Here is a 25,650-nt window from a genome sequence, read left to right as displayed (position 1 = left end):
CGCTTAAGCTGCGGTGCTCGCTTCTTGGTGACTCTCTACTGGTGTCTCCGTTAAGCGGTTGGCGGCTTCACCAAGGGGGCCTAGCTGTGCGGCAATCAGGCGTAGCTGGCTTTGGATGGGACGGTAAAGGGCAATGGCGTTTTCGTCCCCCTCTGAGCCCTTCTTATCGAAGGAATCTGCGGCATTCTGCTCTAGCTGCGCGAGCAGGTCGTTGACTTGATCAGCCAAGGGAGTGACGGGTTGGCGCTTATTGAGTTGTTCTGCCAGTTGCTCCAGCAGCTCGCTGATGCGCTTGGCAAGGGGCACCAAAGCGGCGTCGTCCTCATCTTCAGCCAACTGGTGGCGGTGAGCGCCAAGAGCAGATAAGTGGCTTAGCAGCGTGTTAGACAGCACGAGAAAGCGTAGGCCGCTGTCGGCGTCCTGTTTGCGATAGTGCCCCGGCTCGTGGAGCATATTGGTGAGCAGCGTTGACAGCGCCGCATCGGCATTGTGGGCATTGCGGCGGGCTAACCGGTAAGCCAAATCGTCCTGCTTGCCCTCTTCATACTGGTGAACAATCTCATCTAAATAACGGCGGTGGTTGGTGAGGACTTTTGCGGCCTCCCGGTACAGCCGACGCCCTTGCCAGTCTGGCAGAATAAAAAATACCGCTAGCCCGGCAATCAACGAACCCACCAAGGTATCCAATAGCCTAGGTAAGATCAGATTAAAACCGTCGCCGACCTGGTTAAAGCTGCACAGTACCAGCAGTGTGATTGAAGCAGTGGCGATAACGTAGTGACGCTCGCGGTTGGCAAAAAAACAAACGCCCGCGGCCACCGCAATCATGCTTTGTATGCTGGCTTGGGGGAACAAGCTAATGGATGCCCAACCTGCAATGAGACCAAGCACCGTGCCGAGGATGCGCTGTGACAGAAAACGACGCGTGGTGGCAAAGTTAGGGCGACAGACGAACAGCGTGGTGAGCAAGATCCAAAACCCCTGCTCGGGGTCAAGCCACTGGAGCAGCCCATAGCCCACTAACAGCGCGGTGGATAAGCGCACTGCATGGCGAAACGTGGGTGAGCCCAGCGTCAAATTTAGCTGAACGCGTTTCCACGCTTCTAGCACGCTAGAGGGGGAGCGGTCGTAAAGTGAACTATCACGACGATCATCGTCGGTGTCTGGGTTGTGAGCACTGGCAATCTGAGCTTCCAGAATAGACAGGTTATCAGCAAGTGCATTGAGCGGGTGGATAAGCGGACGCCATTCGGGCTTACCGCGCTCGCTTAGGTTGTCGATAGAAGCGCGTAGATCGGCCAGTGCCTGCTCACTCTGCTCATGGCCAAATGGGCGGTTAAGCAACAACGATTTGGCTAGCTGGCGGCAGGCGCGGCCTTGTTGGTCTAAGAGTCGCTGGCAACGAAACAGCACGTCATGGTGAAAAAACGCTTCGGTGAGCGCGCTATAGGGGTAGTGGGTAGAGCTTGCCCGCTCGTGTATATCCTGGGCGATAAAGTAAATTTGTAAGTAACGGTTTAGCTTGCGGCTGCCACGCTGCCCCTCTAAGCGGCGAAAAATCATCTCTTTTGCTTGATTGAGGGCATCGACTACCTTGCCGTTTTGCCTGGCTAGCGCCACGCGACGTGCCTCAAGATCGACCCCACGAACAGGCTCAAACAGCGCAGACTTCAAGATTAAAAACTCACCTAGTGCTTTATATACCCGCGCCATGCTTTGTTTAACCGGCTGACGCGAAAAAAGGGCGCACCATAGGATTGAGATAACCCCGTACCACGCGGCTCCTGCAAGCAGCAGCAATTGCCGGGAAGCCACGTCTTCATCCACGCCACCGTGCTGTTCAATGTTGATCATTGAGTAGATCGATAGGATTAACGTGCCTGACGCAATGGTCGCGTACCGCTGACCAATGGCACCCAGCATAATTAACGTGAAGGTAGAAACCGCCAGCCCAACTGCAAACAGCCACGGCCAGGGGAAAAGCCACTGAACGACAAACGACGCCGATGCAAAGCAGGCAAGCGTGACTACTAGCGCCTGCAGGCGTCCCTGCCAGCTGTCATCAGTTTCAGAAAGAGCGCTCGCAATAATGCCTAAGAACAGCGGAATCACCAGCGCGATGTCTCCTGCCAAACCGCTAAACAGCAGCGCCCCGCTGAACGCGATAAACACGCGCAGGCTGTAGGCGAACTTGTCCAGGGTCCATAGACGCCGCAGGGGCAATGAAATAGGCATAGAGTCTCTAATGGGTCGCTTTTTAGACTTTAGTTTAATGCTTAGTATAGAGTGAAGCGTGTGTGCTTGTCTTTACCCGCTGTTTTCAACGGCTGTGCTCAATGGCTATACAAAACGTAACCGAGCAAGCGTGATGCTTGGCAGCGAGGGGCTGGTCAGTGAGAGCCTAGTCTGAAAGATAGCAGGGGCAATAAGAGAAATCTTAGGAAGGAACCCGCCACCTTGAGGTGGCGGGTTAGTTATTACATATTTTTCAGTAGCTTTTGAAGCTTGTTCATATCGGCGGAGTCGCCCACTAGGCGGACTTCGCCAGCTACCATGCCGTCCAGAAATGCCTGTTGCGTCGGCTTTTTAAGGATTTTCAACGCGGCATCCTGATCGCGAAAACGAAGCTCAAGGTCTAGGTCAACGGGTAGTCCTTTGCCGGTATCAATGCCTTTCGAGGTCATTCGATAATACCGAGCAATACTAAGGTCTTCCGTGGCAACACCCCAGTCCAGGCCGCGCATACGCTCAAGTTGTTCACGAAAGCGCGGCTTGCGTCGCAGGGCTCTTTTAAGCAGTAAGCTCAGTAGCCACAGCGTCAGCTTGAGTTTCATTAGGAAACGGCGTCCTTAAGCGCTTTGCCCGGCTTGAACGCAACATTTTTGCTGGCGGGAATCTGTAACGGCGCGCCAGTTTGCGGGTTTTTGCCAGTACGTGCGGCACGCTGGCGTACGGTAAACGTTCCAAAACCAATCAGAGCAACATCTTCGCCTTTGGCAACGCTGTTAGTGATTTCGTCCAAGATAACGTTCAGGACTTGGCCTGCTTTGTCTTTGGATAGATCAGCGTTTTCAGCAATTGCGGCTGCGAGTTCAGGTTTGCGCATAAAGGTATCTCCCTATGTGGAAATCAAGCGTAAGTTCATCTGAGTTGTTAGAAGCACTGCCCAGCTGGTTAACTTTTTTAGCCTAGTCGCTAAGGCGGCGAAAATCAGCCTAGCAGCGCAGGTGCTACTCTGGAAAGCTCCACTTTCCTTCTCACGCAGCTGCCTGTCAACGCAAATCCAATCAAACGACCGTCTTTATTTTCAGCAACGGCTGTCATGTCACCGCCTTCTCCCTCAATTCTCCACCGTGCTGGTGTTGTTACCGGTGGGTAGGCAACCACGGGTAGTAATGGCGTTTTCACAATGACGGGCCACGCCCCAAAGCTGACGCTGGTTGGTTTTCCGGCGAGGGTTGACGCCAACGCTTTTACGCTCGCCTGCAGGGGCTGCACGTACATAGCGTTAACTCCCTCAACGCAAGCCGCATCGCCCAACGCAAATATGTTCGGTCGAGAGGTGCGTAACTGGCGGTCAACCACAATACCGCGATGGCTAACCGCCAGCCCGGCTGCTTCGGCAAGTTGAGTGTGCGGAACTAAGCCAGTGGCGAGTAATACGATGTCGGCAGCATAGACGTCGCCATTATCAAGATGGAGTGATAGGGCATTATCTACGTTAAGGGCGAGCGTTTTCAGGTTATGCCCTAAAGCAAGTTGGATGCCAGCGTCTTGGAAAGCATCCGCCAGCGCTTGGCCGAGTGGCTCGGGCAGTAGGCGTTGCAGCGGGGTGCTTTCTGGCGCAATGAGGGTGACTTGGTGGCCGCCAGCATGGAGGTCATTGGCGAACTCGCAGCCCACCAGCCCGGTACCGACAACCGCAACACGTTTAGTAGTCGCTGCGCTTAATGCGGCATAAAAGCGGCGATACTCGTCTAAGTCGTTGATGGTAAAGCATCGTTTGGCGACACTCTCGGGCACGCTGAAAGGCGTATGGGGCGCTGCCCCAGTGGCCAGCACTAGATCGTCGTAGTGGAGCTGTTGGCCATTACTGAGTTCTACGCATTGGTTATCCACATGCAGGTGTGCGACCTGGGTGTGGGTAATTAACTCAGCGTTCAGTTCCTCTGCGACGCTGCTGGCGTCACGTTGGGCAAGTTGGTCTGGCGTTAAGCGTTTCGCAAAGCCTGTAGAAAGCAGCGGTTTACTGTAATCATCGCCACTATCGGCACTAATAAGGGTAATGGCACGTGTATCGCCTTGTCGGCGTAGAGCGCGCGCAAGGCCAATCCCCGCCATACCGGTGCCAATAATAATCAGTGCCGAATGGGAATATCGCGATATCTCGTGTGAGGGCATGCAGTCACCAAAAGTCGGCGGAACAAAAGCCTGTGAGGTCACCATGTTACACTAGCTTTCTGTGTATTGACCGCCTTGGAGACTTTGGTGATCGCCCCTACTGTTCGGCAAGCTTCCCTTCCTCATCGACTCTTTCCTCACTGGCTCCCTGTTGCTGCGGCTCGTCCTGCAATGAGCGCTGCGTGGTGGCAGTGGGTGGCCTCGACGGACTCTTTAACGACGCGGTTAACCGTCGCAGGCGGCACAAACGCGTTTCGGGTGCAATTGTTACGTCAAACGATTGGCTTACCTCTGCGGGATGAAGCGCTAGCGCTGGGAATTGAACCGCGCCGCTATGCATGGCTGAGGGAAGTCGCATTGTGTGTAGGTGATAAGCCCTGGGTGGTAGCACGCTCGGTAGCGCCACTTAGTCAATTACAAGGTAAGGGGTTAGAAGGGCTTGGCGAGCGTTCATTAGGCAGTTGGCTGTTTCAACAACCTGACTTAGTGCGCGGGCCACTCTACGCCACTCGCCATCAGCCACGCTTTGTCGCGGAACACTCTGCGTCGCTTTTAGATAGTGTATGGGGGCGGCGCTCAGTGTTTCAGCACAGTGGGCTGTCGCTGTTAGTGCAGGAATACTTTTTATCGACCATGGCAGATGATCTTGCCCTGTCTTCGCGCTAGGCTATCGCCAGCGTTTTCTTTTTGAGAGGTAAGCATGGACCGTTCTCTGTTGAGGCCAACGGGATGGGCTCGGGTGGCTGATTTTTTACATTTAACGCGATTGGATCGCCCGATTGGTACTTGGCTATTGATGTGGCCCACCTTATGGGCATTGTGGATAGCAGCAGAGGGTGTGCCTGGACGGAATGTTCTGCTGATCTTTATTGCTGGCGTTTATGTGATGCGCGCCGCGGGCTGTGTGGTTAATGATTACGCTGATCGTCATTTCGATGGCCATGTAAAGCGCACTAAACATCGTCCGCTAGCCACTGGTCGTATCAGTGAAACCGAGGCGCAGCTGCTGTTTATCGCGCTGGTAGCCACTGCTTTCATTTTAGTGCTATTGACCAATTGGTTTACGGTGCTGTTGTCGATAGGTGGTGTTGTATTAGCGTTCATTTACCCGTTTATGAAGCGCTACACCCATTTACCTCAGGTGGTGTTAGGGGCTGCGTTCTCTTGGGCGATCCCCATGGCATTCGGTGCGGTATTGGGTCATGTACCGTTTGAAGCATGGCTATTGTTTAGCGCTAACGTGCTGTGGACCGTTGCCTACGATACTCAATACGCCATGGTCGACCGCGACGATGACCTAAAAATTGGCATCAAATCTACCGCGGTGCTGTTTGGTAGCGCTGATCGTCTGATCATTGGTGTGTTGCAAGTGGCGGCACTTGGACTACTTGCCTGGGTAGGATGGCGTGTTGGTTTAGGTGGCTTTTTCTGGCTTGGGCTAGCCGCTATGGCCGCTACGTTTGTCCATCAACAACGCTTAATCGCTGGCCGTGAGCGCGACCGCTGCTTCCAGGCATTTCTTAATAATCATTGGTCAGGCTTGTTAATTTTTGCAGGTATTGCACTAAGTTGGTGGCCAATAACTGGCTAAATGTCCTCTATGTCATAAAATTGTCATCGAGTCATGGTGTTATCGTCACTGACATGTCTTTGAACTGTTTTTTTAAACTATTTTTTTAAATTAGTTTTCATTGAACACCGTGAGGCCCTGGAATGACCGCCAAGACCGTTTTGATTGTCGATGATGAGGCGCCTATTCGCGAGATGATCGCAGTGGCGCTGGAAATGGCTGACTATCGCGTGCTTGAAGCGGATAACGCCCAGGATGCCCACGCGATGATGGTTGACCACCAGCCAGATCTGCTTTTGCTGGATTGGATGATGCCGGGTACCAGTGGTATTGAGCTTGCAAGGCGCTTAAAGCGTGAAGAAGCCACTGCCGAGGTGCCTATCATTATGCTGACCGCTAAAGGCGAAGAAGATAATAAGATTCAAGGGCTTGAGGCTGGGGCGGATGACTATATCACCAAGCCTTTCTCTCCCCGCGAACTGGTGGCGCGCTTAAAAGCAGTATTGCGACGTACTACCCCCCGTGGTGTCGAAGATCCTATTGAAATTAATGGCTTGCTATTAGACCCAGTGAGCCACCGTGTGAGTGCTTACGGTAAGGCGTTAGAAATGGGGCCGACGGAGTACCGTTTGCTGCAGTTTTTCATGACGCACCAAGAGCGCGCCTATACACGTAGCCAACTGCTCGATCAAGTGTGGGGCGGTAACGTATACGTTGAAGAGCGGACGGTAGATGTTCACATCCGACGTCTACGTAAGGCCCTAGGAGAAGCTCACCAGAGTCTCATTCAAACGGTGAGAGGCACTGGGTACCGTTTTTCCGCGCGGGTGTAACGGTGCGCCTGTGGAGCCGAGAACTATGGCGAATTGCGTGGCTGGCCGCTTTGGGCGCTTGTCTGGGGTGGTTGCTGGGTATGCCAGGTCTTGGCGTTGCTGCAGGTCTTGCCGTTTGTCTGGTGTATCAACTGCGCCAACTGCGTGCGCTCTTTAAGTGGTTAACGCTTCACCCTCATGATGAACCCCCTGCTGCGAGCGGCATGTGGGGCGAGCTTTTTGATCGCTTGTATCGCTACCAAAAGAGCCAACGGATTACTCAGAATCGCTTACGTGCCACCCTTGCACGTATTCAGGAATCATCCGAAGCGATGCGTGACAGTGTCGTTATGCTAGATCGGCATGGTGACCTGGAGTGGTGGAACAGTGCCGCGACGGAAATGCTGGGCTTGCAAACCGCCCACGACCGTGGCCAGCACATTACCAATCTGCTTCGTGACCCGCGATTTATCAGCTACTTTAATGCGCGTAAATACGGTGAGCCGCTGACCTTAACGTCGCCCATCGATGAACGGCATATCCTTCAATATCAAATTACTCTCTATGGTGATGATGAGCGCTTGGTAATGGCGCGAGATATTACCCGCTTGCATCGTTTAGAGCAGATGCGGCGTGACTTTGTCGCCAATGTTTCCCATGAACTACGCACACCGCTAACGGTACTGACGGGTTATTTAGAAACCTACAGCGACTTGAAAGAGCAACTTCCACCACGTTTGGGCCGAGGTATTGCTCAGATGGAAGAGCAGACGAAGCGTATGCAAAACTTAGTCAATGATCTGCTACTGCTCTCTCGGTTAGAAATTGATCAAGGTGGCGAGGATCATCATGCGTTGGCGTTAGGGCCAATGCTCGACACCATTCGCCGCGATGCGCTAGCGCTCTCTAACCAACAGCACAGTGTTCAAGTCGCGCTTGAAAGCGATGCCCGTCTGATCGGCAGCGAGCAGGAACTGCATAGCGCTATTTCAAACCTAGTGTTTAACGCTGTGCGGTATACGCCAGAGGGTAGTCAGATAACACTTCGCTGGAAAACCCTGCCGAATGGCAGTGCTTGTATTGAAGTTGACGACGATGGTGAGGGAATTGACCCTGTGCATATTCCACGCTTAACCGAGCGTTTCTATCGCGTTGATAAAGGTCGTAGTACTGCAACGGGTGGTACCGGGCTTGGTCTGGCGATTGTAAAGCATGTGCTACTAAGACATGACGCATTGTTACAAATTGAATCTCGCCCTGGCGAAGGAGCCCTCTTTCGCTGTGTTTTTCCGTCATCACGTGTTGTCAAAAGCGAGCCCGCCTCGCGCAATGCTGTTTAAGTACAAGTGATGTATAGATGTGTCATGCTTGTCATACAAGTATGGTCACATAATACTCATGTGCCATTTCTAACCACTTTCCCTGCTTGATCTGCAAACGCTTTAAGCGCCCTTTCTATTATCTTTTATTTAATAAGTGTTTGTTTTATCGGTTTTTTTATATAATTTTTGATTTTTTGGCACATCGTATGCAAGTGTCTTGGTACTTGGTAAGAGAGAAAACCATAGGAATTGGTAAGCCGAAAGGCCGTCTTTCTTACTATTTAAGCAGTACCTGAACAGCGATCTAGGAGGCGGAACATGATGTCCAAGGAACTACTCAAGAAAGCTGGTATTTTAAGTGTCGCGTTTGGTTTAGTGGCTAGCCCTGCAGCATTCGCTCAAGAGCCAGCAGACCCCGCGAACAATATTTCCCCTGATGAGCAGCCTGTTGAGACTCAATCCGAAAGTACAACAGATTCAAGTGATTATGATAGCCAAGAGTTGACTCATGACGAAGGCGATAACGCCAGCGACATGAAACCTAGTTCAACGAGCCAGGACGATTCAGAGTCTGGCTATGACAGCACAGATGAGTTGCCTGAAGAAAATAGCGGAATGTAACATTAACTTTGGTTACTTATCTTTTCAAAAGGTACTATAACTCTTACGCTTACGGATGAGCTATTCAGAGGCATGGATGTCAAATTGCATGGATGCTCCTAGATTCAAGGATTGAATCTTTCGACGGTCAACACGCTAGTTAGGGTTAATTCCAAGGTTGGAGCCCCTCAAACGGATAGGAAGCTAGTGTTACGTATCGCGATACTAAGAGTGCTCAAGACCCCACTTCGGTGGGGTCTAATTTTTTGTGTATAGTATAATCATTGTTACGTTGCCCACTGTTTCTTGGTGTTAAAAATGCAATTATTCAGATGACACGTTTTGCGATTGGCAAAAGAAGGTACCTTGTATCATTGCATTGTCGGTTGCTCCATATAGCAAGGAGTTTTTATTTATGTTGTTGAAATCATTTGTTAAAAGCACTGTGGTTGTAGGCTTATCGTTGGGGCTTATCGCAAGCCCAATAGCGTTTGCACACTCTTCCATTGAGCTGAATAAAGAACGTGCTGAGAACCAAGAAATTATTCAACCTCAATCTCGTAACACATCGGGCCCTGCGACCTATTCAGCTAAAGATTTGATCAATGATAATGAGAATACTCTGATATATGCTCCTTCAAGCCGTGCCAGTGACGCTGATGATGACTCTAAAGAGCGAGCAGGTTATCGCGCTGAAGAACTCAACCGTGAAGAAGGTAGCAGTACACGCTGGTAAAGAGGGCGATGGTTAAACGTGTGTGACAAATAAGTTTTATAGCAAAAACCCCGCTTCGGCGGGGTTTTTGTGGTTAAGACGGTGATCGATTGATCCTGTTAATGCTGGTGATGGCGGTCAGCGGCGGTGCTTCCTTCTTGGGCGCTTTGAACCCAAACTTCTATTTCAATAGCGTCTTGCTGGGCAAATTCGAGCGTGATGGGAAACCGGTCACCTTCTGCCAATGGCTGATGTAATCCCATTAGCATTAAGTGATAGCCGCCACCTGGGCGCATTGTTAGCGTTTCATCTTTAGCGATTTCGATAGCACTGACGTGGCGCATTTTCATCATATCGCCTTCCATCTGCATATCATGTAGCTCAACACTTTCGCTCACAGGTGTCTGTGCGCTGACCAGTGTGACGGACTCTGTATGAGCCGTAATATCCAGATAAGCGGCACCATTTGTCACACCGGGGGGCGTTGGCGTGGCAAAAGGATGAGCGATCCTTAGCTGGTCGGTTTGAACGTCGTGAGCCGATGCGAAAGAGATTGAGCCAGTGAGGAGAGCCGTCAACCAGAGTGCGCGGGTCAGCATGGTCGTATTCCTTGTAGGGGCCTTATCTTCTTAACAAGGCTTATGCTTAATCTTGAGAATAATAGTGAAGCCAAACAACCTTAAGGTAACAAATAGGTTGTATCAGCGTTATAGCGATTAAGTCATTAGCGATGAGGCGTAATGTCGCGCGTGCCGCGGTAGTGGTCGTCCCACATTAAGACGGCACCTGCCACTGCGCCGGGAATTAAGAACAGGTTGGCGAGAGGAATCCAGGTCACGAGCATAATTAACCCGCCGTAGGTGAGACTTGGCCACCACCGTTTCGATAATCGTGTACGCATATCGCGAAAGGTAATCTTATTGTTATCCATAGGATAATCTAAATAAGTGATTGCCATGATCCACGCGGAAAAAAGGATCCACAAAATAGGCGCTATCAGGTTTAGGCCAGGTATCCAGCTAATGATAAACAGTATCACCATGCGTGGCAGAATATAACCGAGTTTGACTAGCTCGCGACCCAAGGCATCGACGGCGGTTTTAGCGAGCCCGCGGTCATCCAGGGGTTCACGTCCTGTTGCTTGACGCTCTACCTTCGCGGCTAAAAAACCATAGAAAGGTGCGGCGATTAAGTGGGTGACCAGGGTGAAGGTAAAAAAGATCACCAGCAGTAGGCTGATAAAGAACAGTGGCCAGATTAGCCATGAGAGCCACTCAAGCCAGCTTGGCACCATGGTCATCGCACTATCTAACCAGCCAGAAAAGCGGCTGACCACGAAACTGAGCATGCTGGCATAAACGATTATATTGACCACGATGGGTAGGAAAATATAGCGCCGCAGACCTTTCTGGTATACCAAGCGAGTGCCTCGACTCAGCGCTGTCATCGCATCCAACATGTTTGCTCCTTAGAAAAAACGCCCAGAGGGGATATCTGGGCGTATTGCAGGAGGAATCGCGTGCTAGGTCAAGATTTTTTAAGTGCCTGTGGGTCGATAGTGTCGGGATCGCTATGGCGAATATCTAGCCCTTTGACCAAGTAGACAACGTACTCCGCCAGGTTGTTGGCATGATCCCCCACGCGTTCTAAGGCACGTAGCACCCACATAATGCTAAGTACGGAGCTAATCGAACGTGAATCTTCCATCATAAAGGTCATCAGCGAGCGCATGGCGCTACCATACTCATCGTCAACGAACTCATCTTCGCGCACAACTTGCATTGCAAGATCGGTATCAAAACGCGCAAACGCGGTAAGTGCATCGCGAAGCATTTTACGCACGTGCTCGCTGATATGGCGTACTTCGACTAAACCACGGATGCTGCCGCTACTTTCGCTCAACAGTAGTGCATTTCGAGCAATTTTGCTGGCTTCATCGCCGATACGCTCGAGGTCGGACGTTGCGCGAATAACCGCTAGCACTAAGCGTAAGTCGGAAGCCGCTGGCTGACGGCGCGCTAATACCCGCGTACATTCATCGTCAATTTGCAGTTGCAGGTCGTTCACTTGGCGGTCATTGTCGCGCACTTTCTCAGCAAGACGGCTATCACCTTCCAGTAGCGCAAAAACAGCATCTTGCACTTGTTTTTCCACCAGACCGCCCATGGCCATCAGGTGGGTTTTTAGCTCTTCCAGCTCTTGGTTGAACTGGCGAGAGATATGTTGGCTGTGGCTATCGCTCGTAATATCCATTGAGCACTCCTGACGTGATGTCTTTGGGGCCTAGGTGATGCGGCCGGTGATGTAGTTTTCGGTGCGTTGTAAACGCGGGTTGGTGAACACTTGATCCGTTGGCCCGTACTCAACGAGTTCACCGTGCTGCAAAAAAGCCGTGTAGTCAGAAACCCGCGCGGCTTGCTGCATATTGTGGGTAACCAGCACTAGCGTTAGCTGTGATTTAAGGTTACGAATCAGCTCTTCAATTTTCAGCGTTGAGATCGGGTCTAAGGCTGACGCTGGTTCATCAAGTAGCAGTACATCCGGCTGTACGGCAAGCGTACGAGCAATGACCAAGCGCTGCTGCTGGCCGCCAGATAGCTGCCAGGCCGAGCGGTGCAGTCGGTCTTTAACCTCATCCCACAGTGCTGCCGATGTCAGTGCCCATTCGATAATGTCGTCCCGCTTTCGCTTGGGTAAGCGTTGCTGTAAACGCAGGCCAAAGGCCACGTTTTCATAAATCGACATAGGGAAAGGGTTGGGTGTTTGAAACACCATCCCAACGCGCCGTCGCAACTCGGTAACATTCATGTCCGGGGCATGAATATCCTGACCTTCAAGCTGAATATGGCCACTGTGTGTTACCGATTCATTAAGGTCGTGCAGTCGGTTAATCGCGCGTAGTAGTGTCGACTTTCCACAGCCTGAAGGGCCAATAAAGGCCGTTACACGGTGGCGTGGTAGGTCTAATGTTAGATCGCGCAACGCCATTTTCCCCGCATAAGCGAGGTGAAACTTTGCAATGCTCAAGCAGCGCTGTTCGGCAGAAAAACGCGCCACGGGTGCGAGAGCCGCATTGTTGGACGATAAAGACGCTAACATTCGTTTCCTCGCTGACGCCTCAGATAATGACGCAGAAATATGGCAGTTAGATTAAGCACGAGTACGATTAATACCAGCAGCAGCGCAGTGGCGAAAACTAGCGGAATGGCGGCCTGCACATCTTCACCATGAAAGGCGGTATCAAATAAATGATAGCCGAGGTGCATAAACTTGCGCTCTAGATGAAGGTAGGGAAACTCACTATCTACAGGCATTTGCGGGGCTAGCTTGGCGACGCCCACTAGCATTAGCGGCGCCACTTCACCTGCGGCCCTGGCGACGGCTAAAATCATCCCCGTTAGCATGGCGGGCGTTGCCATGGGTAACACCACCCGCGTTAACATTTCCAAGCGTGTCGCACCCAGCGCAACGGCACCTTCCCGCTGGGCATCAGGTATGCGTGCTAGCCCTTCTTCGGTAGCGACAATCACTACCGGTAACGTGAGCAAGGCAAGTGTTAGCGAGGCCCAAAGAAGGCCGCCGGTTCCAAATGTGGGTGAGGGCAGTTCATCGCTAAAGAACCAGCTGTCGATAGAGCCGCCTACTCCGTATACAAATACCCCAAGGCCAAACACGCCATAAACGATTGAAGGCACGCCTGCCAGGTTGCGTACGCCAATGCGAACTAAGCGTGTTAAGCGGTTTTGGTGGGCGATTTCGTTTAAGTAAATAGCCGCGAGAACCCCAAACGGAGTAACGATCACTGACATCAGAATGACCATTAAGACGGTGCCAAAAATGGCTGGCCAGACACCTCCGCCAGTATTTGCGGCGCGTGGCCCTTCACTCAGAAATTGCCAGATGCGCTGCCCCCAGGCGATGGTTTTTTGTCCCCAGGACATGGAATTTGGTGATTGAAAATAGGTAACACTTGCCAGCGGCTGGCGAAGTATTTGACCATCGGCGGTGGCTAGCACTAACGTGCCAGGGGGCCGCTGGTTAACGGGCAAGGCAAGCGCATCCTGGATGAAGGCCCAGGCAGCTTGTTCTGTTAACCGTTGATCGCCACTCTCCAGCGTCATTAAGCGACCTATAAAATCACCCCATGGGGTGCGCGTTAAGCGGATAAGGTCGGCTGGCTCGGCCTGTTGGCTAATCTCATCAATGGCAATCCACTGCCAGTTGCTTCCTGTAACATCCTGATTACCAGTGAAATAGAGCCGTTCTGCCCCTGCTCCTTTGGGCAGCGTCGTTTCACGAACTGGCTGCCCAATGACGATGTCGCCTGACTTGAGGGTAACTTCCTCTAATGGCGCTGGCCAAAAATGGCCTAACCCCCGAATCGTCAGCAGCGTTAATAATGCTGCCAACATTAATAACGAAAGCGCCACGCAGGCAGCACAAAGCCAAGGCCAGAGCCCGCTGCCGCTCATTTTTAAAAAACCAACGTTTGCAAAAACAGCCCGCTGCCAACGCATTAGAGTGTGCTCCCTAAGCGTTGATAGCGTCGGCGCAAGCGCTGTCTGACAATTTCAGCCAGTGTGTTCACCACAAAGGTAAAAATGAACAAGGCTAACGCCGCCAGTATCAGTAAGTGATAGGTCAGCCCGCCTGGTGAAGCCTCGGGAAGCTCAATGGCGATAGAGGCTGATAGTGAACGTAGCCCTTCAAACGGACTGGCACTCAAGAGCGCGGTGTTACCGCTGGCCATTAACACAATCATGGTTTCGCCCACGGCGCGGCCAGCGCCAATCATCACCGCTGAAAAGACCCCAGGACCTGCCGTGGGTAGGGCAACTTTCCACAGTGCTTGCCAGCGGCTAGCGCCTAGCGCTTGAGCACCTTCCATTAAGGTAGGGGGCACATCGGCAAGTGCATCTTCTGCGAGTGAATAAATACTGGGAATCACCGCAAATCCCATCGCAATGCCCACAATCAATGCATTTCGAGTGGCGTAATCAAGACCGTAACGTTGATCCAGCAAGCGTCGCAGGTCACCGCCAAGCCAGTGTTGTTCAATGATGGGAGCAATCCATATAGCCAGTACAGCCATGCCAGCCAACCAGGGGATCAGCCATAAGCCTGCCCAAGAAAGCGGTAGTCGTTGACGAACGTGGGCGGCCGTCCGATACCATAGATATCCTGCTAAGGCTGCGCTAAGAGGTAGCCAAATAATGATCATCAAGGCACTGGCCAGGTTTCGTTCCACCCAGGGGGCGAGTAATAAACCGGCAATGAAACCGATGACAACGCCAGGCACCGCCTCCATCAACTCAAGCGTTGGCTTCAAACGGCTGCGGAGCCGTGCTGACATAAATAGCGCAGAGTACATTGCCGCGCCTAGGGCAATAGGCGTTGCGAATAGCATGGCCGCCAGTGCCGCTTTTAATGTTCCCCAGGCAAGGGGCGAGAGTTTAGCGAGGCTGAACGTGTCGCCAAAGGCGAGCAAGGGTAGCGTTTCCCAAAAAAGGAACACGCCAATCGCTAAAATTGCCAACAAAACACCAATGCCACCAGCGGTGATAAGCCCGGTAGCAAGTCGGTCTTGTATATGGCGCAGCGGCTGACGCGAGAAGGGTAGCCGAGGAGGAGTCATGTCGACATCATAGAAAAGCGAAAGCCATCACGAAAATAAGCATGCATGGTCAAGTCTCCTTACCCTATCGTTTATTTATGACAATTAAATGACAGTTCACAGGTGTTGGCGCTGAGCATCACGCAGGTGATTGGGCAGCGGCACAAAGCCAGCTGCTTTGACAATCTGTTGACCCTCTTCGGAAAAGATAAGTGTCAGAAAGGCTTGCTCCACAGGTGGCAATGACTCGCCGGGTGGCAGGTTAACGTAAAGATAGAGATCGCGTGATAATGGGTACTTTCCTTGCTGAATAGAGCGTTCGTTGGGGGCAACGGCAGCGCCGGATTCATCTACTAGGCGCAGTGCGCGCACCATTGGGTTTAAGTGGTTGTAGCCTGCATAGCCCATGGCATTGAAGGACTCTCCTACAGCAGCAATGACCGCCGATGAGCCTGGGTGTTCACTGATATCTAGGCGGAACTCGCCATCGCACAGGGCTCTTGCCTGAAAGAGGCCATGAGTGCCTGACGCTAGGTTACGACCATGCAGGGCTATTTGGCCATAGGGCCAATCCGTCGCCGGGATCAGCGTACTCCAGCGCCGGATGGGGTGGGGAGCACCGCAAGCGAGGCTAGTTGAAAAAATCGCATCGACTTGTTGGAGTGTCAGGGTATCCAATGGGTTATGGCGATGTACCGCCACGACTAATGCATCCCGAGCAACTCGAAGTTCAAGCGGTGGGTAACCGTAGCGGTCAATAAACTGCTGGCGTTCTGCATGGGTCATGGGGCGTGACATCGGCCCTAGGCGGGTGGTGCCTGCCACTAAGGCAGTTGGCGCGCTGGCTGAGCCGCCGGCCTGAAATTGTAGGTTGATATCCGGGTGGCGGGCGCTTAAGGCTTCGCCCCAGCGCAGCACCAAGCCTGCCATGGTGTCAGAACCGACGGCACCTAACGTGCCGCTCACCGAGGTTGGCTGCCCCCAGGCAAGCGTGCCTGCCATTAAAAGCCAGCCAGTCAGAAGCAGTAGCAGTTGATGTTTACTCACACGTCGTAAATTGTAACGCTTCAAACGACACCCCTCTTGTGATTAACTATTACCAGCCTATTGCGATGCAGCAACATCACAACAATAACCTTTTGAAGCGACCACCTTATGACACCGCTGGACACCGATTTGGACGATGTACCTGCTCCGCAGGGGCAGCTCACCTTAAAGTTACTGGCTTCTCGGCAAGATACCAATCTCTATGGTGATATTCCGGGTGGTTGGTTAGTCAATCAGATGGATCAAGCCGCCGAACTAGCCGCGGGCCGAGAGGCAGGCGGTCGCACAGCGACCGTAGCGATTGAGGCGATGGATTTTTTAAGCCCGGTACGTGTGGGCTCAATGGTGAGCGTTTATACCTGCGTGCGGGAAATAGGCCATAGCTCGATTAAGATTGATGTTGAGGTATGGGTGCGTCCACCTCAGGGTCGCCATTTGGAAGAGCGGCAGAAAGTGACCGAAGCGCGTTTTGTGATGGTAGCGTTGGATGATAATGGGCGTATCCGTGCGGTGCATAGCTGAGAGATTGGTTGACCATTAACATCGCAGAAGGGCGCCTTGGCGCCCTTTGTTGTGTCGCTACTAAACGTTGGCGAAATTCCTAGACGCCGACATTGTCGCGGTTTTTCAGGTAGGCGTATTCGCCGACATCGCTGAATGGGCGCAGTAATTTCTGGAAGGCTGAGTAAGAGTCATAAACACGGCGAGACTCTTCGTCATTGTCTACTTGGCGTTGGATCGCCTCTTTTGAAGATTCATACAGCGCTGCCATCACGTCTTCCGGGAAGGTACGCAGTTGAACACCATGTTCATCGACCAGCGTTTCCAATGCCTGAGCGTTACGGAAGGCAAATTCGCTGATCATGGCGAGGTTAGAGGCGCGCGCAGCCTCACGGATCACGTCTTGCAGATCTTCTGGCAGGGAATTCCAAGCGTCTAAATTGACCGTGCCTTCCAGCACGGCTGTAGGCTCGTTCCATGCGGAGGTGTAGTAGTAATCCGCTACTTGGTGAAGGCCAAATGCCATATCATTGTAAGGCCCGACCCAGTCCGCTGCATCAAGTGCGCCGGTTTGCAGCGAGGTGAAGATTTCTGAGCCCGCCATAGTGACGGTACTCACACCAATGCCGTTCATCGCTTCGCCAGCAAGGCCTGGCAGGCGAAGTTTTAGGCCCTGCATATCGTCTAGAGAGTTAATCTCTTTTTTGAACCAGCCGCCCATTTGCGTGCCGGTATTACCGACCGCAAAAGGCTTCAGGTTGTGGTTGGCGTAGATCTCATCCCACAGCTCCTGGCCACCACCGTTATACAGCCACGCATTCATTTCGGTTGTGTTCATGCCAAACGGCACCGCGGTGAAAAACTGTGAGGCCGCGACCTTGCCGCGCCAGTAGTAGGATGCGGAATGCCCCATCTCTGCGGTACCCGCAGCGACCGCATCGAACACCTCAAGTGCAGGCACAAGCTCACCAGCACCGTGTACACGTATGCGCATGCGGCCATTGGAGAGCTGCTCGACCCGGCGCGCGAAGTCATTGGCACCTGTGCCAAGCGCTGGGAAGTTTTTCGGCCAGGAGGTCACCATATCCCAGGTGTAGGTTTCGTTGGCGCTAGCAGTGGAAACAAAAGGCGCAGCAGCGACACCGGCGGCACCGAAGCCGGCGGTTTTTAGAAATTGGCGGCGTTGCATGGCGGGCATAACTCCGAAATTATCTGATGTTTTTTTATTAACGCGCAGTGAGCGCAGTGTCCATCAGCCAGTATGCGCTAAGCAGGTTTTAATCGGCAAGTACTCGCCTACAGCTTTACGCTTACGTTAACACCGCTCAAAGAGGGGTGAGTTTGGCAAACCCTAGTACGAGCCATTTCACCCCTTCACCTTCAAAGCTGACCTGTACGCGGGCGCGGGCACCTTCGCCTTCCGCGTTTAAAATGATGCCTTCGCCAAACACCGGATGCATTACCCGCTGGCCAACATGCAGGGCAGGTAGGTCGCCGTCGCTTTCAACCCGCTGTTGCGCAAAACTTGAGCGTGAGGCGGTAACGGGGCGGGAAATGTGGCCACGTAGACGGACTTCTTCCAGCAGATGGGGCGGAAGTTCACGTAGAAAGCGCGATGGCCTGGGGAACACTTCTTTGCCGTGCAGGCGGCGGGTTTCGGCATGGGTCAGGTAGAGTTTCTGCATCGCACGGGTAACGCCGACATAGCAAAGTCGTCTTTCCTCTTCGAGCCGCCCTGGCTCTTCGATCGACATTTTATGAGGAAATAGGCCCTCTTCAACGCCGGCAATGAACACCACGGGAAACTCCAAGCCCTTAGCAGAGTGCAGGGTCATCAGCTGCACGCTGTCTTCAAATTCATCGGCTTCATGGTCGCCCGCATTAAGTGCCGCTTCGGAAAGAAACGCTTCCAGCGCCGCCATGCCTTCGCCTGCCTCTGGGGTTTCGAAGGCATCGCCATGGGTAAAGGCGCGCGCAGCGGTCACCAGTTCTTCCAGGTTTTCCACGCGCGCTTGGCCTTTTTCGCCGCGCTCGCTTTTGTGATGCTCGATCAGGCCAGTATGAGTGGTGATGTGGTCGATAATTTCATGCAGCGGCAGGCCAGATGCATCGTTGTCTAATTGCTCAATGAGGTTGGCAAATGTCTGTACCGCGTTGGCTGCACGGCCTTTTAGCGTGCCGTCTTGAATGGCATCGTGCAGCGCCTGCCACAGTGAAATGCTTTGCTCCCGGGCGCGATGGCGCACAATCTCTACCGTGCGGGTGCCAATCCCGCGGGTGGGCACGTTAATCACGCGCTCCAGGGAGGCATCGTCATCACGATTAAGCAGTAGGCGCAGGTACGCTAGGGCATTTTTGATCTCTAAGCGCTCATAGAAGCGATGCCCGCCGTAAATACGGTAGGGCATACCTTGGCGAATCAGCGTCTCTTCCAGTAAGCGCGATTGAGCATTCGAGCGGTAAAGAATGGCAACATCGCGGCGATTAAACCCTTCATCGACCTTTTCTTTGATGGTATCGACGATATAGCGGGCTTCTTCTAAGTCGTTAAACCCGGCGTAAACAGAAATAGGGTCGCCTTCGACACCATCAGTCCATAGGTTTTTACCCAGCCGCTCGCTGTTATGACTGATCAGCGTGTTAGCGGCCTCCAGAATCGCGCTTGTGGAGCGGTAGTTCTGCTCTAGGCGTACGGTGTGAGTGTTAGGAAACTCCTCCTCAAAGCGGCGAATATTCTCCACTTTGGCGCCACGCCAACCGTAAATTGACTGGTCATCGTCACCGACGGCGGTCATGGGTGTTTGCAGCCCAGTGAGTAGTTTTAACCACGCGTATTGCAGCGTATTGGTGTCCTGAAACTCATCGACCAATACATGACCAAAGCGCTCGCGGTAATGGTTTAGCAAAGGCGGATTGTCACGCAACAGTTCTAGGCTGCGCAGTAGCAGTTCACCGAAGTCCACTAGGCCGCCGCGTTCGCAGATAAATTGGTAGCGCTCATAAAGCTCTACCATCTGGCCAAGATAACCATCGCCGTCCACGTTGACTTGGTGGGGGCGCAGGCCTTCCTCTTTGCAGCCAGAGATAAAGCCTTGCACCTGGCGGGGCGGGAAGCGCTCATCATCGATGGAGTAATCTTTGAGCATCCGTTTTACCAGCCGTAACTGGTCATCGGAGTCGATGATTTGGAAGTGCTGTGGCAGCCGAGCATCCTGCCAGTGAGTGCGCAGTAGGCGATGGGCGATTGAGTGAAACGTGCCAACCCATACATGGCGCATGGAGATGCTCAGCAGAGCTTCCAGACGAGTGCGCATTTCCCGCGCGGCCTTGTTGGTAAACGTGACCGCCAGCAGGGCATACGGCGAAAGCCCTTCGGCCTGCATTAGCCAAGCAATGCGATGAACCAGCACGCGGGTTTTACCGGACCCGGCACCCGCCAGTACCAGTAAGTTACCCTGGTGGGCGCTTACTGCCTCGCGCTGGGCAGGGTTAAGCTGATCAAGTATCGCCGTGACGTCGTCCATATAAGCCGCTGCCGGTTCGAAAAATGGGCGGTCAGTTTAGCACAGCCAGTGAACTGGCTGTGCATACAGTCGAATGGGCAACTACGGCTCTTCAGGAAAACGCAGCGTATTCAGGCTCTTCTTGACGGCTTTCAACTGCTCAGCCAGCTTCGGGCCACGCGTTTTGGCAACGCCAACGGCGAGGACGTCGATAAGCACCAAATGGGCGATTCGTGAGCTAAGCGGCGTGTAGATTTCGGTATCTTCATGCACATCGATATACAACGGCAGACTCACTTCGCCAGCCAGCGGTGAGTCACTCGGGCACAGGCCAATAACGGTAGCGCCTGCTTCGCGCGCTAGGCGAACGCTAGCGACCAGTGCTTTGGTGCGGCCAGTTTGTGAGATGGCGACCACCACATCACCCTCTTTTAGCGTGACCGCCGACATATTTTGCATATGCGGGTCGGCATAAGCGGAGGTCGATATCTGCAGGCGGAAGAACTTGTGCTGGGCATCGAAAGCTACGGCACCGGAGGCCCCAAAGCCATAGAACTCAACGCGGTTTGCCATGGCGAGAGCGTTGACCGCACGCCCGAGGGCATCATTATCAAGCCGGTCGCGCACCGATAAAAGTGTGCCCACGGTGGAGTCGAAAATGCTGTGGGAAAATTCGGCAACCGAGTCGCTATCGTTCATAGAGAACTGGGCAAACTGACTACCACTGGCCAGCATCTGGGCAAGTTGGAGTTTAAAGTCCTGGAACCCATTACAGCCGAGTGCGCGACAGAAGCGCACGACGGTGGGCTCGCTAACTTTAGCCTCTGTTGCGAGGTCGACAATCCGCATATGGATGACCTCGTCTGGGTTGCGCAGTACGAACCGCGCAACCTTTTGCTCGGAGCGACGAAAGTGCTCCATGCGGCGTCTCATTTCATCGAACAGGGCGCGGCTCACATTAAGCTCCTTAAATTCTCTTTAGTACTTATGCAGACACAGTATAAATGCGATTGACTCATGCGTTTAAACGCCGTTAGGGCATTTCAGCTGGATTCGTCATCATTTTGTCAAGTAGGTTATAGTAAGAAGTGAAGTGCCGCACTGCATCATTTAAATAAACAGTCGTCACGGATGCAGGTGGACGTAGGCATATTCACCTGGAGGAACGTCGATTATGAGAAACGTCGAACGAATCACCTCGGTAAAAAGCGAGCTGCTCGACATCTTTATGAGTATGGAAGTGGATGAGCATGTTGAGCGTCGGCGCAGCGCCGCCCAGCGTAGCCTAAGGGCGCGTAGGGGTATCGAGCTGCATCGGGAGTTTCAGAAACTATCGCGAGATATCGCCCCCATGCCAGACGATGACGAGCAGCAAGAGAGCGAACTGCATTAAAAAAGTGCACTAAAGAGTGCACTTAAAAAGGTAGGCTTAAAAAGTATACCTAAGGGATTGTAGAACGCTGAAGCAGATCCGCCCCGCTCATGCACAGGGCGGTACTGCTCAATAGTGCTGATTGTCAGTGAGGGCTTAGAGTAGCCCTGTGACGAACACTGCAATAACGCCTGCGGGCGCTATAAAGCGCGCGATGACGTTCCATACGCTAACGCCTGTGGACGAAAGCCCCAGTTCAGCCTCTACACTGTCACGCTTCAAACACCACGCAACAAATATAATTGCCCCTAGCCCGGTTAATGGCAGCAAGATCTTGCTGGTAAACGTATCGAGTAGATCGAAAATATTAAGGCCGAAGAAAAGCACCTCAGACCACACGTTAAACGACAACAATGCGGCGACACCGAGTACCCAGACGCCAATCCCACTTGTTAAGGTAGCGGTGACACGAGACATTGTAGTGCGCTCTTCAAGCATTTCTACCGTCGGTTCCAGCAGGGAAATTGCTGACGTTAAGGCAGCAAAGGTCAGCAGTAAGAAAAACATCAAGCCCAAAATTGTACCGCCAGCCATATTACCGAAAGCCAATGGCAACGTGACAAAGATCAAGCCTGGACCTTCTCCAGCACTGAGACCATTAGCAAACACAATGGGGAAGATCGCCAGTCCCGCTAGCAGTGCAATCACCGTATCAAGAATGATCACCGTGCGTGCCGTGCTGATCAGGTTAACGTCTTCGCCTAGGTAAGAGCCGTAAGCCATCATGATGCCCATACCCAGCGATAGGGTGAAGAACGCTTGTCCCATCGCGGCGAGTACAACACCGCCGTCGAGTGCATCCCAATTCGGGCTGAACATAAAGGCTAGCGCTTCACCAAAATAGCCGCTGGTCATGCCGTAGCCCACCAGTATCAGCATTAATACCACCAGAGCAGGCATCAGCAACCGTGCTGCGCTCTCAAGGCCCTTGGTTACGCCACGTGCGACGATACCAATGACGAGCACCATAAAGGCAGTATGCCAAAGCAGCAGGGTCGTCGGGCTAGCCAGCATGCCGCCAAAAAGGCCACTAATCGCATCAGCATCTTGGCCGTTAAACGTACCAATGACTGAACTGAGGGTGTAGTTCAGCGACCAGCCCCCAATGACGCTGTAAAAAGACAGAATCAGGAACGCCGCTAATACGCCGCTCACCCCGATTAACGCCCACGCCTTGGATTTACCATGATCGGCTGCTAGGTCAGCCATGGTGTTAATTGGATTTTTCTGACCACGGCGGCCAATCATCCATTCAGCCACCAATATGGGCAGGCCCACCAACGCCACGCAAGCAAGGTAGACAAGCACGAAAGCTGCCCCACCACTGTCGCCCACCATGTAAGAAAAGCGCCAAATGTTGCCAAGGCCAACGGCTGAACCAGCGGCCGCTAGCACAAACCCCATGCGCGATGACCACTGTGCATGTGCAAGTTTTGCCATGAAATCACCTGTTTCGTTAATTGTAATAAGGCGTTATAAGCCTAATGTGCTGATTTTCGGAAAAGAGAAATGTTCTAACGTTATTTTCCGAAAGTACGCGCAATTTATCCGATCGTGGTGGGGGTTGCCAGTCAGTTAGCCTAAAAAGATCGGTCAAAACAGTTGGCTCTGCTTCTCGTCGGCGAATGACGCAAGCGCTGGCAAAGTGATGCGTTGTTGAACTTTATGGTACAAACAGCGCGCCAGTTCTGGTGACGCTCGATTATCAGCAGTATGCACAAATAAGAAAGGGGTTTTCCCCTGACTTATCCACAGGATGAGCCTGTCTATCCACGGCGTGAAGTAGTCCCTATTAATTGTTTTGTCAATATGGCCAATAAAGCGAATGACTGGATAATTTGCTGTGGAAAGCACGTGTAGCGGGAGTTTCGGCTTTTCTTGCTGAGCATGCGCTAAGCCAGGATGGTCATTGGCGAGTGTTGAAAACAGCGGGCGAACATCGAGCATTACGCGGTTGGCTGAATAAGTTATTAACAAGCGGTTCAGGGCTTTTTCAGCGTCTCCTTTAAGGAAAAAAGCGGGGTGGCGTACCTCCACTGCGCAAGGCAAGTGGGTCGGCCATTGAGCAAGTAGTGCTTCTAGTTGTGGCAGCTCCGAAGGGCCAAAATCACGTGGTAGCTGAACCATGGTAGGGCCAAGGCGATCATGCAGGGGCGTGAGTGCTTCGAGAAACGCCCAGGCATTTTCTGGCTGGGTTAAACGCTGGTCATGGGTGACTGTGGCAGGAAGTTTAAAGCAGAAACGAAAATGAGGGGGGGCTTGCCGCGCCCACGCGGCCACCGTTTCTGCCTTTGGTGCGCCGCTATAAAACGTTGTGTTGCCCTCAACGCTTGAAAAGACCGCCGCATAATCGCTTAACAGGTCAGTTTTGGCATGCCTTGGATAGAGAGTGCCAAGCCAATCCTGATTGGCCCACATGGGCAGACCAAGGTAAAGCGGTAGCGTCATGTTAAGGCCTTTCGTGGTTATCTTTATACTAGTGTAACTGTTTCATAGAAGCGTTTAGGTGCTTTTCTAGGGCACTGTTTCTAGAACACAGTTTCTAGGGCACAGTTTCTAGGGCATTGTTGCGACGTTTAAATAGACAAGAACTACTTGGGTGAGCATTGGCGCCGATCGATCAGTACTGCTCTCGGAGGATGAGCAAAAAAGTGCATAGTGTTCCTCCAAGAACTGCATAGTGAAGGCTGGGGGAAGCCTCTAGGGTTAGACGTACCTCATAAGTAATAAAAAGGTAACGACCCATGACTGCATATCGCTCCCCCTCCGACTGGCAGGCTTTCGTCGAGAGTTGTATCGACTTCCGTCCCGATGAAGGCGTTTTTAGGGTTTCTCGTGACATGTTCACCGATCGGGCGCTGTTCGATCTCGAAATGGAACTCATCTTCGAAAAGCAGTGGATCTTCGCCTGCCACGAAAGCCAAATTCCCAATAAGAACGACTTTATTACCATGCAGGCTGGCCGTCAGCCGATGATCATCACTCGTGATGGCAAGGGAGAGCTGCGCGCGCTGGCCAACACCTGCCAGCACCGTGGGGCCACCCTGACCCGGGTTGGCAAGGGCAACCAGTCCACCTTCACCTGCCCGTTCCACGCCTGGTGCTACAAGTCCGATGGCCGCCTGGTCAAGGTCAAGGCGCCGAGCGAATATCCCGAAGACTTCGACAAGGCCAGCCGTGGCCTGAGCCAGGCGCGCATCGAAAGCTACCGTGGCTTCGTCTTTATTAGTCTGGACACAGAATCCACCGTCAGTCTCAAGGAGTTCCTCGGTGACACCACGCTGTTCTTCGACATGATGGTCGAGCAGGCGAAGGATGGTGAGCTGGAAGTGCTGCCCGGTGAGTCCCGTTACACCTTTAACGCCAATTGGAAGCTGCAGAACGAGAACGGTCTGGATGGCTATCACGTCAGCACTGTGCACTATAACTACGTTTCCACCGTACAGCACCGCCGTGAGCTGGAAGCCCAACAGAAGGGTAGCAGTGGCGACACCCTCGATTACAGCAAGCTAGGTGCTGGCGACAAAGATACCGACGATGGTTGGTTCTCCTTCAATAACGGCCACAGCCTGTTGTTCAGTGACATGCCTAACCCCCAGGTACGCCCTGGTTACGCTGCGGTGATGCCGCGCCTACTAGAGCAGCTCCCCCAGGAGCGTGCTGAGTGGACCATGCACCGCCTGCGTAACCTGAACATCTACCCCAGCCTGTTTTTCATGGATCAGATCAGTTCCCAGCTGCGCATCGTGCGCCCGGTGGCTTGGAACAAGACGGAAGTGATCAGCCTCTGTTTGGGCGTGAAAGGCGAGTCCGATGCTGATCGCGAGAATCGTATCCGCCAGTTTGAGGACTTCTTCAATGTCTCTGGCATGGGGACCCCCGATGATCTGGTGGAGTTCCGTGAGCAACAGCGTGGCTTCGAAGCGCGGGCCACTGAGTGGAATGACATTTCCCGGGGCTACCAGTGCTGGGAGTACGGCGAGACCCACAACAGCCAGGTGCTCGGGATTAAACCGGTGATCACCGGAACCGAGTTCACCCATGAGGGACTCTACGTCAACCAGCACGGCAGCTGGCAGCAAATGCTGCTCGCGGGTCTCGAGAAGAAAGCACTCAAGCTCCAGGAGGTATAA

The 25,650-nt window shown here is 52.9% G+C and carries 25 protein-coding genes; 9 read left to right on the top strand and 16 right to left on the bottom strand.

The features are described from left to right. Positions 1 to 3: 3 nt before the first annotated feature. The 4 genes from yccS to INT21_RS08255 form a co-directional block, all read right to left on the bottom strand. Entirely contained in the window at positions 4 to 2,235 is a 2,232-nt protein-coding gene (gene yccS, locus INT21_RS08270) for a YccS family putative transporter (RefSeq protein WP_193085046.1), read from the bottom strand. Positions 2,236 to 2,477: 242 nt separating this feature from the next. Beyond that, a complete protein-coding gene (locus INT21_RS08265; RefSeq protein WP_009723280.1) occupies positions 2,478 to 2,834 on the bottom strand; it encodes a hypothetical protein in 357 nt (118 codons plus the stop codon). After that, positions 2,834 to 3,106 (bottom strand): HU family DNA-binding protein, encoded by a 273-nt coding sequence (locus INT21_RS08260; protein WP_083007712.1) that lies wholly within the window; start codon positions 3,104 to 3,106, stop codon positions 2,834 to 2,836. The genes INT21_RS08265 and INT21_RS08260 overlap by 1 nt, the downstream gene beginning before the upstream one ends. A gap of 104 nt (positions 3,107 to 3,210) precedes the next feature. Further along, positions 3,211 to 4,401 (bottom strand): NAD(P)/FAD-dependent oxidoreductase, encoded by a 1,191-nt coding sequence (locus INT21_RS08255; protein WP_193085045.1) that lies wholly within the window; start codon positions 4,399 to 4,401, stop codon positions 3,211 to 3,213. A gap of 87 nt (positions 4,402 to 4,488) precedes the next feature. Between INT21_RS08255 and INT21_RS08250 the strand changes: the two genes are divergently transcribed. From INT21_RS08250 to INT21_RS08225, 6 genes are all read left to right on the top strand, one after another. After that, complete coding sequence (locus tag INT21_RS08250) at positions 4,489 to 5,067, top strand: chorismate lyase (protein ID WP_319022686.1); 579 nt, start codon at positions 4,489 to 4,491, stop codon at positions 5,065 to 5,067. 34 nt (positions 5,068 to 5,101) lie between these two features. Next, complete coding sequence (ubiA, locus tag INT21_RS08245) at positions 5,102 to 5,992, top strand: 4-hydroxybenzoate octaprenyltransferase (protein WP_089040204.1); 891 nt, start codon at positions 5,102 to 5,104, stop codon at positions 5,990 to 5,992. A gap of 122 nt (positions 5,993 to 6,114) precedes the next feature. Next, positions 6,115 to 6,804, top strand: coding sequence for a phosphate regulon transcriptional regulator PhoB (gene phoB, locus INT21_RS08240; RefSeq protein ID WP_009723274.1), 690 nt, complete (start codon positions 6,115 to 6,117; stop codon positions 6,802 to 6,804). Positions 6,805 to 6,806: 2 nt separating this feature from the next. Beyond that, positions 6,807 to 8,123, top strand: coding sequence for a phosphate regulon sensor histidine kinase PhoR (gene phoR / locus INT21_RS08235; protein ID WP_193085044.1), 1,317 nt, complete (start codon positions 6,807 to 6,809; stop codon positions 8,121 to 8,123). A 300-nt stretch (positions 8,124 to 8,423) separates the two neighbouring features. Beyond that, on the top strand, positions 8,424 to 8,726 hold the full coding sequence (locus INT21_RS08230) for a hypothetical protein (RefSeq protein WP_193085043.1): 303 nt from the start codon (positions 8,424 to 8,426) through the stop codon (positions 8,724 to 8,726). Between the two features lie 394 nt (positions 8,727 to 9,120). Then, positions 9,121 to 9,441, top strand: a complete 321-nt coding sequence (locus INT21_RS08225; protein ID WP_193085042.1) for a hypothetical protein — start codon at positions 9,121 to 9,123, stop codon at positions 9,439 to 9,441. 98 nt (positions 9,442 to 9,539) lie between these two features. Here the strand turns inward: INT21_RS08225 and INT21_RS08220 are convergent, their stop codons facing one another. From INT21_RS08220 to INT21_RS08190, 7 genes are all read right to left on the bottom strand, one after another. Next, positions 9,540 to 10,019 carry a copper chaperone PCu(A)C gene (locus INT21_RS08220; RefSeq protein WP_193085041.1) on the bottom strand — a complete coding sequence of 160 codons (480 nt, stop codon included), beginning with the start codon at positions 10,017 to 10,019 and terminating at the stop codon, positions 9,540 to 9,542. 125 nt (positions 10,020 to 10,144) lie between these two features. After that, complete coding sequence (cysZ, locus tag INT21_RS08215) at positions 10,145 to 10,879, bottom strand: sulfate transporter CysZ (protein WP_089040209.1); 735 nt, start codon at positions 10,877 to 10,879, stop codon at positions 10,145 to 10,147. A 68-nt stretch (positions 10,880 to 10,947) separates the two neighbouring features. Beyond that, the gene (gene phoU / locus INT21_RS08210) at positions 10,948 to 11,673 is read right to left on the bottom strand and encodes a phosphate signaling complex protein PhoU (RefSeq protein WP_193085040.1); all 726 of its coding nucleotides are present in this window, start codon (positions 11,671 to 11,673) and stop codon (positions 10,948 to 10,950) included. A 30-nt stretch (positions 11,674 to 11,703) separates the two neighbouring features. Then, positions 11,704 to 12,519, bottom strand: coding sequence for a phosphate ABC transporter ATP-binding protein PstB (gene pstB / locus INT21_RS08205; protein ID WP_089040211.1), 816 nt, complete (start codon positions 12,517 to 12,519; stop codon positions 11,704 to 11,706). Next, complete coding sequence (gene pstA / locus INT21_RS08200; RefSeq protein WP_193085039.1) at positions 12,513 to 13,937, bottom strand: phosphate ABC transporter permease PstA; 1,425 nt, start codon at positions 13,935 to 13,937, stop codon at positions 12,513 to 12,515. Before pstA ends, pstB begins: the two co-directional genes overlap by 7 nt. Continuing rightward, positions 13,937 to 15,055: an ABC transporter permease subunit gene (locus INT21_RS08195; RefSeq protein WP_089040213.1), complete on the bottom strand. Its 1,119-nt coding sequence runs from the start codon at positions 15,053 to 15,055 to the stop codon at positions 13,937 to 13,939. The genes pstA and INT21_RS08195 overlap by 1 nt, the downstream gene beginning before the upstream one ends. A 96-nt stretch (positions 15,056 to 15,151) precedes the next feature. Beyond that, complete coding sequence (locus INT21_RS08190) at positions 15,152 to 16,105, bottom strand: PstS family phosphate ABC transporter substrate-binding protein (protein WP_193059584.1); 954 nt, start codon at positions 16,103 to 16,105, stop codon at positions 15,152 to 15,154. A gap of 84 nt (positions 16,106 to 16,189) precedes the next feature. Here INT21_RS08190 and INT21_RS08185 point away from each other — a divergent pair, with 84 nt between their 5' ends. Beyond that, entirely contained in the window at positions 16,190 to 16,603 is a 414-nt protein-coding gene (locus INT21_RS08185; RefSeq protein ID WP_083007699.1) for an acyl-CoA thioesterase, read from the top strand. A gap of 79 nt (positions 16,604 to 16,682) precedes the next feature. Here the strand turns inward: INT21_RS08185 and INT21_RS08180 are convergent, their stop codons facing one another. The 3 genes from INT21_RS08180 to hexR form a co-directional block, all read right to left on the bottom strand. Then, entirely contained in the window at positions 16,683 to 17,771 is a 1,089-nt protein-coding gene (locus INT21_RS08180; protein ID WP_193085038.1) for a TRAP transporter substrate-binding protein, read from the bottom strand. 136 nt (positions 17,772 to 17,907) lie between these two features. Beyond that, the gene (gene uvrD / locus INT21_RS08175) at positions 17,908 to 20,106 is read right to left on the bottom strand and encodes a DNA helicase II (RefSeq protein WP_193085037.1); all 2,199 of its coding nucleotides are present in this window, start codon (positions 20,104 to 20,106) and stop codon (positions 17,908 to 17,910) included. 81 nt (positions 20,107 to 20,187) lie between these two features. Beyond that, positions 20,188 to 21,042, bottom strand: a complete 855-nt coding sequence (gene hexR / locus INT21_RS08170) for a transcriptional regulator HexR (RefSeq protein ID WP_038479662.1) — start codon at positions 21,040 to 21,042, stop codon at positions 20,188 to 20,190. 217 nt (positions 21,043 to 21,259) lie between these two features. On the opposite strand from hexR, the gene INT21_RS08165 reads away from it, so the two are divergent. Continuing rightward, on the top strand, positions 21,260 to 21,478 hold the full coding sequence (locus INT21_RS08165; protein ID WP_089040218.1) for a PA3496 family putative envelope integrity protein: 219 nt from the start codon (positions 21,260 to 21,262) through the stop codon (positions 21,476 to 21,478). Positions 21,479 to 21,613: 135 nt separating this feature from the next. On the opposite strand, the gene INT21_RS08160 is transcribed toward INT21_RS08165, so the two are convergent. Both INT21_RS08160 and INT21_RS08155 read right to left on the bottom strand, forming a co-directional pair. Further along, complete coding sequence (locus tag INT21_RS08160; protein ID WP_193085036.1) at positions 21,614 to 22,957, bottom strand: sodium-dependent transporter; 1,344 nt, start codon at positions 22,955 to 22,957, stop codon at positions 21,614 to 21,616. A 153-nt stretch (positions 22,958 to 23,110) separates the two neighbouring features. Then, the gene (locus INT21_RS08155) at positions 23,111 to 23,965 is read right to left on the bottom strand and encodes a DUF72 domain-containing protein (protein WP_193085035.1); all 855 of its coding nucleotides are present in this window, start codon (positions 23,963 to 23,965) and stop codon (positions 23,111 to 23,113) included. 296 nt (positions 23,966 to 24,261) lie between these two features. Here INT21_RS08155 and antA point away from each other — a divergent pair, with 296 nt between their 5' ends. After that, positions 24,262 to 25,650, top strand: a complete 1,389-nt coding sequence (gene antA, locus INT21_RS08150) for an anthranilate 1,2-dioxygenase large subunit (RefSeq protein ID WP_089040221.1) — start codon at positions 24,262 to 24,264, stop codon at positions 25,648 to 25,650.

The sequence above is a fragment of the Halomonas sp. 3F2F genome (assembly GCF_014897805.1).
Taxonomy (GTDB): Bacteria; Pseudomonadota; Gammaproteobacteria; order Pseudomonadales; family Halomonadaceae; genus Vreelandella.
This window is presented reverse-complemented; position numbering and strand designations above follow the sequence as displayed.

Excerpts from the sequence above, each read along its gene's own strand:
- pstA (WP_193085039.1), bottom strand. The coding sequence starts at position 13,937 with ATGCGTTGGCAGCGGGCTGTTTTTGCAAACGTTGGTTTTTTAAAAATG.
- INT21_RS08160 (WP_193085036.1), bottom strand. The coding sequence starts at position 22,957 with ATGGCAAAACTTGCACATGCACAGTGGTCATCGCGCATGGGGTTTGTG.
- INT21_RS08255 (WP_193085045.1), bottom strand. The coding sequence starts at position 4,401 with ATGCCCTCACACGAGATATCGCGATATTCCCATTCGGCACTGATTATT.
- uvrD (WP_193085037.1), bottom strand. The coding sequence starts at position 20,106 with ATGGACGACGTCACGGCGATACTTGATCAGCTTAACCCTGCCCAGCGC.
- INT21_RS08185 (WP_083007699.1), top strand. The coding sequence starts at position 16,190 with ATGACACCGCTGGACACCGATTTGGACGATGTACCTGCTCCGCAGGGG.
- cysZ (WP_089040209.1), bottom strand. The coding sequence starts at position 10,879 with ATGTTGGATGCGATGACAGCGCTGAGTCGAGGCACTCGCTTGGTATAC.
- INT21_RS08265 (WP_009723280.1), bottom strand. The coding sequence starts at position 2,834 with ATGAAACTCAAGCTGACGCTGTGGCTACTGAGCTTACTGCTTAAAAGA.
- ubiA (WP_089040204.1), top strand. The coding sequence starts at position 5,102 with ATGGACCGTTCTCTGTTGAGGCCAACGGGATGGGCTCGGGTGGCTGAT.
- phoB (WP_009723274.1), top strand. The coding sequence starts at position 6,115 with ATGACCGCCAAGACCGTTTTGATTGTCGATGATGAGGCGCCTATTCGC.
- pstB (WP_089040211.1), bottom strand. The coding sequence starts at position 12,519 with ATGTTAGCGTCTTTATCGTCCAACAATGCGGCTCTCGCACCCGTGGCG.
- INT21_RS08155 (WP_193085035.1), bottom strand. The coding sequence starts at position 23,965 with ATGACGCTACCGCTTTACCTTGGTCTGCCCATGTGGGCCAATCAGGAT.
- INT21_RS08195 (WP_089040213.1), bottom strand. The coding sequence starts at position 15,055 with ATGACTCCTCCTCGGCTACCCTTCTCGCGTCAGCCGCTGCGCCATATA.
- INT21_RS08230 (WP_193085043.1), top strand. The coding sequence starts at position 8,424 with ATGATGTCCAAGGAACTACTCAAGAAAGCTGGTATTTTAAGTGTCGCG.
- INT21_RS08260 (WP_083007712.1), bottom strand. The coding sequence starts at position 3,106 with ATGCGCAAACCTGAACTCGCAGCCGCAATTGCTGAAAACGCTGATCTA.
- INT21_RS08180 (WP_193085038.1), bottom strand. The coding sequence starts at position 17,771 with ATGCAACGCCGCCAATTTCTAAAAACCGCCGGCTTCGGTGCCGCCGGT.
- INT21_RS08165 (WP_089040218.1), top strand. The coding sequence starts at position 21,260 with ATGAGAAACGTCGAACGAATCACCTCGGTAAAAAGCGAGCTGCTCGAC.
- antA (WP_089040221.1), top strand. The coding sequence starts at position 24,262 with ATGACTGCATATCGCTCCCCCTCCGACTGGCAGGCTTTCGTCGAGAGT.
- INT21_RS08220 (WP_193085041.1), bottom strand. The coding sequence starts at position 10,019 with ATGCTGACCCGCGCACTCTGGTTGACGGCTCTCCTCACTGGCTCAATC.
- INT21_RS08225 (WP_193085042.1), top strand. The coding sequence starts at position 9,121 with ATGTTGTTGAAATCATTTGTTAAAAGCACTGTGGTTGTAGGCTTATCG.
- yccS (WP_193085046.1), bottom strand. The coding sequence starts at position 2,235 with ATGCCTATTTCATTGCCCCTGCGGCGTCTATGGACCCTGGACAAGTTC.
- phoU (WP_193085040.1), bottom strand. The coding sequence starts at position 11,673 with ATGGATATTACGAGCGATAGCCACAGCCAACATATCTCTCGCCAGTTC.